The 11,841-nt window shown below is 67.8% G+C and carries 10 protein-coding genes; 3 read left to right on the top strand and 7 right to left on the bottom strand.

Annotated elements, in window-relative coordinates; all coding sequences use genetic code 11:
- Positions 1-37: 37 nt before the first annotated feature.
- The 3 genes from AMIS_RS14535 to AMIS_RS14545 all read right to left on the bottom strand — a co-directional run bounded on the left by AMIS_RS14535 (position 38) and on the right by AMIS_RS14545 (position 3,561).
- Positions 38-1,651 (bottom strand): methyl-accepting chemotaxis protein, encoded by a 1,614-nt coding sequence (locus AMIS_RS14535; protein WP_041829786.1) that lies wholly within the window; start codon positions 1,649-1,651, stop codon positions 38-40.
- 164 nt (positions 1,652-1,815) lie between these two features.
- Entirely contained in the window at positions 1,816-2,661 is an 846-nt protein-coding gene (locus tag AMIS_RS14540; protein ID WP_014443068.1) for an SCO6745 family protein, read from the bottom strand.
- A gap of 324 nt (positions 2,662-2,985) precedes the next feature.
- Positions 2,986-3,561, bottom strand: a complete 576-nt coding sequence (locus tag AMIS_RS14545; RefSeq protein ID WP_014443069.1) for a hypothetical protein — start codon at positions 3,559-3,561, stop codon at positions 2,986-2,988.
- A gap of 131 nt (positions 3,562-3,692) precedes the next feature.
- Here AMIS_RS14545 and AMIS_RS14555 point away from each other — a divergent pair, with 131 nt between their 5' ends.
- Complete coding sequence (locus AMIS_RS14555; protein WP_014443070.1) at positions 3,693-4,940, top strand: IS701 family transposase; 1,248 nt, start codon at positions 3,693-3,695, stop codon at positions 4,938-4,940.
- A gap of 829 nt (positions 4,941-5,769) precedes the next feature.
- Here the strand turns inward: AMIS_RS14555 and AMIS_RS14560 are convergent.
- Positions 5,770-6,282 (bottom strand): hypothetical protein, encoded by a 513-nt coding sequence (locus AMIS_RS14560; RefSeq protein WP_014443071.1) that lies wholly within the window; start codon positions 6,280-6,282, stop codon positions 5,770-5,772.
- A gap of 1,146 nt (positions 6,283-7,428) precedes the next feature.
- Here AMIS_RS14560 and AMIS_RS42665 point away from each other — a divergent pair.
- Positions 7,429-7,854 carry a hypothetical protein gene (locus AMIS_RS42665; RefSeq protein ID WP_157434866.1) on the top strand — a complete coding sequence of 142 codons (426 nt, stop codon included), beginning with the start codon at positions 7,429-7,431 and terminating at the stop codon, positions 7,852-7,854.
- A gap of 136 nt (positions 7,855-7,990) precedes the next feature.
- Here AMIS_RS42665 and AMIS_RS42670 read toward each other — a convergent pair whose 3' ends face one another.
- Positions 7,991-8,158, bottom strand: coding sequence for a hypothetical protein (locus AMIS_RS42670; protein WP_157434867.1), 168 nt, complete (start codon positions 8,156-8,158; stop codon positions 7,991-7,993).
- Positions 8,159-8,365: 207 nt separating this feature from the next.
- On the opposite strand from AMIS_RS42670, the gene AMIS_RS14565 reads away from it, so the two are divergent.
- Positions 8,366-9,604: an IS701 family transposase gene (locus AMIS_RS14565; RefSeq protein ID WP_157434868.1), complete on the top strand. Its 1,239-nt coding sequence runs from the start codon at positions 8,366-8,368 to the stop codon at positions 9,602-9,604.
- Positions 9,605-10,238: 634 nt separating this feature from the next.
- Here the strand turns inward: AMIS_RS14565 and AMIS_RS14570 are convergent.
- Together AMIS_RS14570 and AMIS_RS14575 are read right to left on the bottom strand one after the other, a co-directional pair.
- A complete protein-coding gene (locus tag AMIS_RS14570) occupies positions 10,239-11,090 on the bottom strand; it encodes a DUF1707 domain-containing protein (protein ID WP_014443074.1) in 852 nt (283 codons plus the stop codon).
- A gap of 40 nt (positions 11,091-11,130) precedes the next feature.
- Positions 11,131-11,796: a GntR family transcriptional regulator gene (locus AMIS_RS14575; RefSeq protein ID WP_014443075.1), complete on the bottom strand. Its 666-nt coding sequence runs from the start codon at positions 11,794-11,796 to the stop codon at positions 11,131-11,133.
- Positions 11,797-11,841: the final 45 nt, after the last annotated feature.

Here is an 11,841-nt window from a genome sequence, read left to right on the forward strand (position 1 = left end):
GGCGTCCGCCCATGGCCGCGGGCCGGGCCGGGCCGGTTCAGAGCGTGAACTTCGCGACGAGCTCGCGCAGCTCGGTGCTGGTCCGGGCCAGGCCGTCGGCGTTCTCCCGGGCCCGGCCGGCGATCGCCGTGGTGGCGCCCACGGCGGTGGCCACGCCGGCGATGTTGGTGGCGATGTCGGCGCTGCTGTCGGCCACCTCGGTGACGTTGCGGCCCATCTCGCTGGTGGTCGCGGTCTGCTCCTCGACCGCCGCCGCGATCAGCGTCTGGAAGTCGCTGATCCGGGCCACCACCTCGCCGATCTCGTTGATCGCACCCGCCGCGTGGGAGGAGTCGGTCTGGATCGCCTTGACCAGCCGGGCGATCTCGTCGGTCGCCCGGGCCGTCTCCTGGGACAGCTCCTTGACCTCGCCGGCCACCACGGCGAAGCCCTTGCCGAGCTCGCCGGCGCGGGCGGCCTCGATGGTGGCGTTGAGCGCCAGCAGGTTGGTCTGTTCGGCGATCGCGGTGATCATGGCGACCGCGTTGCCGATCTCGGCGGAGGAGTCGCTGAGCTTGCTCACCGTGCGGTTGGTCTGATCGACCACGCTGACCGCCTCGCCGGCGACCCGGGCGGCCTCGCCGGCGTTGCGGGCGATCTCGTCGATCGCCTGGGTCATCTCCGAGCTGCCCGCCTGCAGCGTGTGCACATTGCCGGAGACGTTGCCGGCCGAGGACGCCACCGCGGCGGCCTGGGCGTCCATGTCCTCGCTGGCCCGCGCGATCTGCGCGGACACCTGGGACAGCTCCTGCGACGCCGACGAGACCGTCCCGGCGTGCCCGGCGATCGCGGAGACCGTCTGGCGCAGCGACTCGGCGGTCTCGTTGAGGGCGTCCCCGAGCCGGCCGAGCTCGTCGCGCCGGTTGACGTCCGCCCGCGCGGTGAGATCCCGGTCGGCGAGCCGCCGCAGCGCCGTCATCACCGTGGCGAGCGGCCCCACCACGGAACGGGTCACCCAGGCACCCATCAGCACCGCCAGGACGACGGCCAGCGCGAGAGCGGCGGCGAGCACGGTCACCGCGGTGTCGTGCACGTCGTCGATCTCGGTCCGCAGCGTCTCGACCCGGGCTTCCACCGAGGTCGCCAGGTTGCCGGCGATGTCCAGGACATTGCTGTACGAGGCCGACGCCTCCCCGCCGTTGATGCTGGTCATCGCCTGGGCGAGCCCGGCCTGGTTGTCGGCGGAGAGCCACTTCATCACGGTGGCGTCCCAGGTGAAGAAGTCGTCCCAGGCCGGCTTGAGCTTGGCGAACTCGGTCTGCTCGGCGGCGGTCATGTCGGCCGTGTGCGCGGCGTCCAGGTCCGCGTAGATGGTGTCCTTGGACTTCAGCTCGCCCTGCCGGTTGAAGCCCTTGGGCCCGGTGGCGTAGGCGTATCCGAACGCCCCCACGTCGGCGACCACCAGCCCCTGCCAGCCGGTGACGTCCGCGGCGTTGTACTGGACGGTCTGGATGTCGTCGCGGACCCGTTCCAGCGCGGCGAGATCCTGCTCGGCGGCAGCCTGCTGCTGCAGGCCCCACCAGCCGGTTCCCGCGCAGACGAAGAGGAGCACGGTGAGGACCAGATACGACGCGCCGAGGCGCTTGCCGACGCTCACATCCCCGAGTCGCATGCCACTCCCGACGTCCCGATGAGCGTTTGTCATCCTCACAATCGGCGCAAAACACCATTCGCTGAGGACGAAGATGCCTCCGAGGAGCAGGGCTTACTGAGAGCTTTCCGACCGGGTCTGGGTAAATCTCGCCGGGGCATCCTCGGCCAGCTGCCGGAACCGGCTCAGCGCCGAGGCAGGCCCATCGGATTGGGGTACGGGACGACCGCGTCGGCGGCCGCGGCCAACGGCGCCAGCACGCCCGCCAGCCGTTCCTGCTCGGCGACGCTCAACGCCGCCCAGGGCTGCGCGGCGAGCCGGTCGGTTCGGGTCTCGACGCCCCGGTGCACCTCCAACCCTTCACCGGTGGCCCGGCCCGACCCGTCCACCAGCCCACGGGCGGCCAGGTCCCCGACCGCAGCGTCCCACTCGCCGTCACTCCAGCCCCGGTTGGGCTGTAGCTGGTCCCGGCCACCGTGCACGCCGTGCCGCAGGACGAGCGCCTGACAGCCGGTCAGCTCGGCATTGACCAGTGAGGCGATGTGCCCATCGCCCCGGTGCTCCCGCAACACCGTGGCCGCCTGCCAAAGCCGGGCGAGCGCACCGGTGGGACGCGGCAACCCGGCGTTGGCGGCGCCCAGCGCCCGGCCCTCCGTCCCGGCCGCCCCGGCGGCAACCTCCAGCAGATCTGCGGCCTCCGCCCACCGCGCGGGCTCGTCCGGCATGATCGCCCGCAACGCCGCGACCGCGCCGTCGAGGCGGGCCGCCAGTGCCTGTTCCGGCGTCGCCCGTTGCCACACATCCGGCAGGGCACGGGCCACCATGCCCGGCGCGAAAGAGAAGAACAACGCGGCGACCGGCGCCGCCGTCACCGCGCCCAGCGGGGCTGCGCGCCCAGCGAAGTACCCACGCCAGTATCCGTGCAGCCCGGCGTTCTCGAATGCGACCCGCGCCTGGGGTGCAAAGTACGTGACCGCATGCACCGGCTCGTACAGCTGCCACAGGTTTCGAGCCGCGCTCGCAAGGGTCATGCCGCCGATCCAAGCGCACACCCGGCCGTCGGGGAACAGCCAATCGCCACATCGCGGCTTCGTGGCGACGAAACCGGCGCAGTCAGGTGCAGCTGATCAAGCAACTCGACCCGCACGGCTGAGACCAACAAGTCATCTGCCGATTGATGCCACCCAAAGTCGGAGGCGCCGCGCGAACGCACTCACTTCGGCACGATCGCGCGTTGGCTCATGGCTACGTTCCGGAGGCCATGAAGGCGGCGAGGATGTAGTGGGGGTGGCGGTCGAGGTTCGGTCGCCCTGCCGGGGGCGCGACCGACTTTTCGGAAGTGGAACGGCCAGCGTTCAGGTGTCCAGGCCCGGGGCCGTCGCGGTGGTGACCGCCGTGCCGTCCGCGGCGCGGGCGGTCAGCCGGGCGCCCTCGACCGCGGTGCCCGGCCCCCAGATCAGGAACAGGTCGCCGTCGGTCGAGCCGGTGAGCGTGGCGCCGGACGGCAGCGACGCCGTGATCGTGGTCGCCTTGGCGGGCAGGCGTCCGATCAGCAGGTGGGCCTTGAGTACCGCGTCCGCGCCGCCGTAAAAGGTGATCCGGTCACGCGGCCCGTCGCTCATCACCGAGCCGAACGTCTCCTCATGCCCGGAGGGACCGAGTCGGCAGGTGCTGATCCACTTGTCGGGTTCGGAGACGTAGACGCGGATCTGCCTGTCACCATCGCGGGCCACGAACCGCTGCATGAGCCGGTCGGCGTTCTCGCCGTTGAGATCGGTGAGGCTGCGCCGGCATGCCGCGGCGGCTTGATCGTCGGTCAGCGGCTGCGGCGTCTCCTCGGCGATCGGCGCGGCGCTGCACCCCGTGGCAGTGGCCAGGACGGCCAGGACAGCGGCCACCGCGCATGCCCGTCGGCGGTCCGAACTCGGCATCGTGCTCCTCCAGGCTTCGTGCCACCGGCATCCGATCATGATCGGCTCCGCACTGTACGTCACTAGTAGTGCTTTGTCACTTTCGAGTGGCTGATGGTGACTTGTTGACGGTGGGTTGCTGTCGTTGAGGTATGGACGTTGCTGAGGCTGACCGGTTGCGTGACGACTTGGCCGAGTTCGCGTCGGACGTGTTCGCCTCGCTGACCAGGGCCGGCTGGCAGGATCGTGCGGCCGCGTATCTGCAAGGGCTGATGATCGACGGACGGCGTAAGTCGATCCAGCCGATGGCCGCTCGGCTGCAGGGCGTGCATGAGCAGGCGTTGAACCACTTCGTGACCAACAGTCCGTGGCAGGTCGAGCCGGTCCGGCGACGGATCGCCGCGCTGGCCGACCAGGCGATCGTCCCGACGGCATGGGCCATCGACGACACCGGCCTGCTCAAATGCGGCACCGCTTCGCCGTGTGTGGCCCGGCAGTACACCGGCACCGCGGGCAAGGTCACCAACTGCCAGATCGCCGTAAGCGTCAGCATGGTCACCGACACCGCATCCTGCCCCGTGGACTGGCGACTGTTTCTGCCGGAGTCCTGGGATCCCGCCTCACCAAAGGCCACCAGCGATGTCCACAACCGTCGCCGCCGCGCCGGGATCAGCGACGACGTGACCCATCGGGAGAAGTGGCGCCTCGCCCTGGACATGATCGACGAACTGCTGCGATGGGGACATCGCCCGCCGCTGATCGTGGCCGACTGCGGCTACGGCGACGCCGCAGAGTTCCGCCTCGCCCTGACCGAACGCGGGCTGCCCCACCTGGTGCAGGTCAGCGGCAGGCTCACCGCTTACCCGGCCTCGACGATCCGCACGGCCGGGGACTACGCCGGCGTCGGCTCCTATCCCACGCCCCGCTACCAGCAGCCGGCGCCGACCCTCACCGAACTGATCACCACCGGCACCGGCAAAGCCCGGAGAGTGACCTGGCGACCCGGCTCCCGCAGCCGCGGCGGCCGCCCGCTCCTGATGTCCTCGCACTTCGTGTTCACCCGGGTCCGTCCGGCCGGGCGAACCCTGCTGTCCGCGCACCGCGGCGAGGACCTACCTGAGGCCTGGCTCATCGCCGAATGGCCGCCCGGCAACCCGGAGCCGATCAAGTACTGGCTCTCTGACCTACCCGCCCGGACCGCGAGACGCACCCTGATCCGCTGGGCGAAACTGCGCTGGCGCATCGAACACGACTACCGCGAAGTCAAGACCGGTCTCGGCCTCGACCACTACGAAGGCCGCACCTGGCAGGGATGGCACCACCACGTCACCCTCGTCTCCGCGGCACACATCTTCCTCACCCTGCAACGCCTCGACCCAAAAACCCATGCGCCGGAATGACCCTCTACGCCGTACTCCGACGCCTGCAACTCCTGCTCGTCTACCTCATCGGCGCATGCCCGACCTGCCGAACCCCGTTCCCGCAACGGAAACGAGCCCGCCGACGCGGATCATGACAAAGCACTACTAGTCCTAGTGAGCCAGATGCGCTAACGCGGTCGTCACAGGCGCGCGACGATCGAGGCCGGGGTTCTCGACCCCGACATCGACGCCGCTCCAGTCGTTCCACTTCCAAGCCGTCGTTTGACCTTCGACCCCACCCGGCGCTCCAGCGGAACGCCCGCTGCGTCGCCGACGGCGACTACAGCGAGTGCCGGCCGACGCGCTGGACGCGGGTAGAGACCGAGCCAAGCGCGCTTTCTCGGCGGCATGAGAGAACGTTGCGTCGGCGAGATCCCGACTAGCGCTCATGGTGGTGATGCGGCCTCTGACACCATCATGAGCGCCAGCCGAGAGCTCGCGCCGCAGCGCTGGCCAGGCCACGGGTAACCCTGCGCGTCCGGCTGACATTGACGGCTATTTCAGGACGTGACGCCCTCGCCTCGGCATGCCCGCGCAATGGCACCAGGGCTTTCGTGCCCGCACCGAAGACATCACCGATCACCCCGACAACCGCGGCCGCGGCATCGTCGACACCGCCACCCGTATCGCTCGTGAGGGGCATCCTGGACGCCCGCATCATCGGTGCGGCAGTCCGCGAAAGGCTTTTCGACAGGCAGACCCTCAAGCATGTCTGGCACTGCACCGCCCGCTACGGGCGCCCCGACACCCGTCCCTGACGACCGTACGCTCACGCCGGCAAGCGGCATCGCGGAGGTTAACGGCAAGCTCAGGAACTCGACGGGCCCGGTGCCGGCCTCGAAAAACAGGCCGAGTAGACCGTGACTCGTAATGCCTTCGGGAAGTTGGTCTGCAGGTCGACGGTGTAGCCATCGGGAGTCAGCGCCCGCATGGTCCGCCTGCTGCCGACGGTCTTGTCGATCGGCACCTGATAGTCCAACTCTTTCCAGAACATCTTGATCACCTCGAGGGTTCCGACGGGGTCCGAGACCCGCTCCAGGCCGAGCTGATAGACGCCCTGGACGCTGTACCCGAGTTCGGTCGTCTTCCCGGCCTCGGGTCGGCAGGAGATCGGGCGCACCTGCGGCTTCTCGAGGGGCGTCTCGATGATGTCGGCGATGTCGTCGGCGTGTCTCTGCACTTCCGCCGTGGCGTCGCTCTCGGCCCGTACCTCCAGGTTGCTGACCGGCCGCGCGGGCTCCGCCTTCTCCGGCGCCGAGCAGCCAGCGAGGCCGAGCGAAACAGCGGCGGCGAGCAGAACCGCACGCGACAGGGTCTTCATCGGCGTTGTTCTCCGTCTGGATCATAGAAGCGGTGGACATCATCGATGATCGCCCCGGCCTCTCGCAAGGACCACGCGAGCGGCCGGATCACTCAATCCGCCGAGGCGAGCCCGGGGCCTCGCCGGCCTCCTCGGAGACGGGCGAGGGCTTCGTTAGGGTTTAGGAGGCCCGCGGAATCTCCATGCGAGAGCTATCCTGACCGGCCACGCCGGCCCGGTCGGGCAAGGGACGGCCGTCAAGCCCCAGGACCCGCAGACGATCTAAAGTGACCTACAGGCTGCCGCTCGGGACTCGCCCACCAGCGTCGGATTGCCAGCCGGGCCAGCGCAGGGTTTCGTAGAACCGATCGAGCGAGCCGCATCGGCCGGCAGGACCTGCACCGGGTAGGGCGCGGCGGCGACGGCCGCTGACACCTCCGGCCATGGTGATTGATCCACACGATCAGGCTGCCGCAGCCGATCCGTGTCCGACAGGCACCAAGCACGGCGGTAATGCCTGATCTGCGGCAGGACAGTGAGCCCGCGAAGCCACTCGCGCGACGGCAGCTACGGCGGTTACTCTCCTGCTCGTGCGCCGGGCAAAAGCAGATGGGAAAGTGCGCCACGCTGACGCTGAGCACCCGAGCAGTCTGGGATGAGCCGGTTCGAGTCCGGTAGCCCGGCGCACCCTGTCGGCGGCATGAGAATGATGGGACTAGGGCCTAGCCAAAGCATTTTCCTAGTAATAATCGGCGGGGTCCTCTGCGCGATATATGCGTTCCCCTATCAGCGTGGACACTTGCTGACTGCTCGAAGGATTGCTGTTTCAGGAGCTATTCTGGCCATGCCATCTGTGGTTCCAGCGGCACTGGCCCTAACCGCTTACCTCATGATCAAGCGTGAAGGATCGGATCGGCTACGCTGAGGGCCGCGCGGCTCTCGGTAAGAGCGGACGTGCGGCGCTCGATCACTCATGCCAGGCTATCGTGGACCGGACGAGTGCCTAGACGGATTAGTGGCCGCCGTGAGTACTCGACCGCTGATCAGAGCTTTAATGTGACCCTCGCGGGTTGGCGTATGTTGCGTGTAGCTGTCACGCTGATCGGCATGACTGGTGGACAAGACTCACCGACTGTCGACTCGCATCCCGCCCCGCAAGATATCGCTATGTACACGGCGGTTGCCGCCCGACGGCAACAATGGGACAACATGCTCTGGCAGGTGCCGACTCTGAGCTTAACCGCCCAGGCCTTTCTTTTCACGATCGCATTGGGCCATGAAAGCAGCCGGACCGCCAGAGTCATCGCGTGCATATTGTCGATCGTTATGACCGTACTTTCGATGCACCTTATGTCTCGCCACCGCCAAGCCGAACATACAGATGCTCACTGGCTAGAGGCATATGAAAAGACGAATTTTGGTCGATCATGGCATGGCCGCGCCTGGGCGGAGGCGCGCAACCGAGAGCCGGGTAGTGGCTTCTTGACCCGATTTAAGGGATTTGAAGTTTGGATGGGTGGACTGTCGGTATTCGGTGTCGCCGCAGTGGTAGTCCTCGTATTGACCCTCGCGCAAACTGACGCCCTGAAGTAGGGGTGTCTGGCACACTCAACTCGGCAGTTCAGCACGTCAGCTGCGGCGGGCAGGCGATCATCGATGGTTACGGGCTGTGGCAGGTCGGGGTGCACGATCGGCGGCATGTGAGTGCATCAACGGTTCAGTTGGAGTGTCAGCCCTCTGACGGCGCGAGGTCAATCATGAGGTCGCCATTGCCGAGCGGTTCGATATTATTTACCAGCCAATTTGTTCGCGACTCGGTTAATTGGAACCCATCGAATTCGTAGTCGGCGATGATTTCGAGGCGTCCGCTGGCGAAGACCCGTGAACCGGTCGCCACGTCTCTTGCCCAGCCCTTTGTCTGTACTTGGTACCGCTTAGTACTCCAGCAGGAGATCCGTTCTGACGTGCTGTGACGGTGTGGTTTTGTCCGTGGACACCAAGCAGCCACCGCTGAGTCTCGATGGTTGTGTGGACCCCGAAAACGGCGGTGGCTGCCGCCTACAGAGTAGACGCTCAACGATGGTCTGAGCTGTTCGAAGAGTTGATGAACCCGATCGAGGCACGGTTTGCCCGGCCGGAACCGCGGCATCGGGTCCGAGGCTTCGTGCGAGGGCTGCTGGCCCCGTTGCCGACGAAGAACTGCTGGACGATCGCGGAACACGCCGGTGACGAGGAGCCGGGTGGGATGCAGGACCTGATCGGCCGAGCCAGCTGGGACGACGCTCTCGTGCGTGCTGACGTCCGGGACTTCGTCGCCCGCCGGCTCGGGCATCCGGACGCGATTCTGGTCATCGACGAGACCGGCGACCTGAAGAAGGGCCGGCACACCGTCGGTGTCCAGCGGCAGTACTCCGGCACCGCCGGGAAGATCGAGAACTGCCAGCTCGCGGTGCACCTGTCCTACGCCTCCCCACACGGGCACGCTCTGCTCGACACCGCCCTCTACCTGCCGAAATCCTGGACCAGCGATCCTGAACGGCTGGCTGAGGCCGGTGTTCCCGACGAGGTCGGATTCGCCACCAAACCGCAGCTGGCCCGCCGGCTGATCGAGACCGCCCAGGCCGGCGGACTGCCCTGCCGCTGGGTCAGCGGCGACGAAGCCTACGGCGGTGACCCAGCGCTGGCCGCCGCGCTACGCGGCCAGCGCCTCGGCTACGTCCTGGCCGTCGCCTGCTCCCACCGCCTGCCCACCGGCCTCGGCATTCAACGCGCTGACCAGATCGCCACCGGTCTGCCCGACCACGCCTGGCAGCGGCTATCCGCCGGCGAAGGCGCCAAAGGTCACCGCTACTACGACTGGGCGTTCATCGCCCTGCCCCTAGCCGCCGACCAGCACGCCGGATACCACTGGCTACTGATCCGCCGCAACCGCAGCACCGGTGAACTGGCGTTCTACCGCTGCTGGTCACCCGAACCGGTCGCACTGCGCCACCTGGTCACCGTCGCCGGCCGACGATGGACCATCGAAGAGTCGTTCCAGGCCGCCAAGACCGAACTCGGCCTCGATCAACACCAGCATCGCCGCTGGACGGCCTGGCACCGCTGGACCACCCTGGTCATCGCCGCCCACGCTTTCCTCGCCGCCGCAACCACCCTCTGCACCGCCAACGCTGAGGGCCTGATCCCGATCACCGTCAATGAGCTCCGGCGGCTCTTCCATGACCTGGTCATCAAACCCGCAGCAAGCATCGCCGCCGTGATCACATGGTCCATCTTCCGCCGCCGCCATCAAGACGCCGCCAGGACCAGCCATTACGAAAGACAGGCCCTCACTGAACCCTGAAACGGATCTCCTGCTGGAGTATTAGCTCCGATAGCCACGGCGAACTCGACGCCTAAATGACGGCTACCTGTGTCAACGTCTCGGGGTGCACCGACGATCGGGCCCGTAAGCCCGTAGACGACCTCGTGCGGGCGGCCAGTCCGAACCGTCGCCATCTCGTTCGGAGCGTCGGGTCGAGCGGGCGTAACGACGCCACGCATTCGCACACCGATCTCACGGATCGGAGAGCCCGCCTTCAGGTTGGGGATCTCACGAATCATCCACTCCGCAAGGCGAACCCACATCGGATCATCTTCGCAGGAGTCCTGCCTACGGAAGGTCGAATACTGTCGACGCAGTCTCATCGGCTACGACAGGACGCCGGTCAGCGGCAGCGGTCACTGGCCTTGATGCGCGGCTGGCCCGAGCGCGGACAGCGGCTACTTGTTTCATAGAAGTACGACCGCGGCCCGGCCAGGCTTGGTCGAGGTGACCGGTGGGATCGCTCGCTCGCGGCTGTCCATCGCGGGTATTGGTGTGACTCTCATCTGGCACGCGCCTGCCGGTCACCGCGGAAGGTGACGGCTCCCGTCGTCAGCTTCGTCACTTGGCGTCCAGCTACGGCTGCCGCTGCGGCTTCGCGGTCGTTTCGCTCTCAGCCGGAACGCTGGTGGGGGCCAGGTGGGGCCTGCGGGGGCGGCAGTTGTCCGGCCGACGACGGGTCGCCGCGCCATCGGTCCACCATCCGGCGCCAGGGGGAGTCCGAGCTCCCCGGAGCGGCGCTGCGAACGCGCAGGTCTCCGAACAACGTCATCCCGTGCACGCGCACCACGGGCGTGTTCGGCAGGCGTGGCACCGCAGCCAGCTCAAGCCGTCGGTCGCCGAAGATGGTGAATCCCGTCAGATCCGCCTCGACGCCCTCTGGCACGATCACCTCGATATCGCCGAAAACAGTCCGACCTTCGATCCGGACCTCCGCTTCGCTGCAGGCGCTGTCCCTCAAGTCGAACGTCACGTCACCGAAGACCGTGATCCCGCGATTGCGCGCGCGGAGCTGCCAACGGCCTCGTGTTCGGACGTCGCCGAAAACACTGAACGCCGGCGGCGACGCGGTGGTGGCTCCGACGATCGGTGACTCCGCAGGGAGTCCCTGCAGGGCCGCCTGCATCTGCGCGCGGGATCCGGCTGCGAGGGCGGCATCGACCCGGTCCGTGAACTCCGCCAACGTCAGAAGGCCCGCGCCGACGGCGCGTTGCAGGGCATCCACGACTTGCTCTCGTTCGTCGTCAGTCGGCATGCCGTCGTCGCGGTGAACGGGCTCGCGCTCAGGTACCGGCAGAATCTCCACACCCGCACCATAGCCATGATGGACAAGGGCACTGCGGTCGATCAACAGGCGGCCGGTCCTGGGGCGGAAGCGATCCCCGGCGGGTCCGTCGACGGCATCCCCTCGCCCTTCGAACGGGCTAGGGTCGAGCATGGTGGTGACGAACGTGTGGCGCAGCATGTGCGGGTTCTTCGCCCCGCATCTCGGCTGAGCGGCTCGGTCAGGAATCGGCGAAGGCGGCGAGGTGGCGGTCGCGGGCCTGGGTGAGGTGCTGCCGCATCGCCGCCTCGGAGCGGTCCGGGTCGTGGCCGGCGATCGCCTCGGCGAGCGCGCGGTGCTCTCGCTGGGTGACCGCGGTCTGCGCGTACGGGAAGTAGCGTCGGTGCAGATGCAGGTGGGCGTGCAGCCGGGTGAACGCGTCGAGCAGCAGCGGGCTGGCTGACGCCTGCGCGACGAGGCGGTGCAGTTCGGCGTCCTGGGCGGTGAAGGCGGCGTGCCACGCGCGTTCGTCGCCGCTCTCGGTGATCGTCTGGGTGGCCTGCTCGACGAGCTCACGCCGCAGGTCGTCGGTGGCGTGGGTGGCGGCGCGACGGGCGGCGGCGCACTCCAGCAGCAGGCGCATGTCGAACAGGTCGGCGAACTCGTCGCGGGTGAGCAGCGGGCTGACCGTGTAGCCGGCGAGCGCGCGTTTGCGGACCAGCCCCTCGGACTCCAGCCGGGCCAGCGCCTCGCGCACCGGCGTGGGGGAGACCTCCAGCTCGCGGGCCAAGGCGTCGATGTTCACCCGGTCGCCGGGGGCGAGGTTGTGCTCCAGGACGGCCGAGCGCAGCGTCGCGTAGACGTCCTCACCGAGGGTGGAGCGCTTCACGCTGCGAAAAGACGTCATGGCTTGACTCCTGTGGAAGACACCGGGTAATCATCTACGAAAGAT

It is taken from the genome of Actinoplanes missouriensis 431 (assembly GCF_000284295.1).
Lineage (GTDB): Bacteria > Actinomycetota > Actinomycetes > Mycobacteriales > Micromonosporaceae > Actinoplanes > Actinoplanes missouriensis.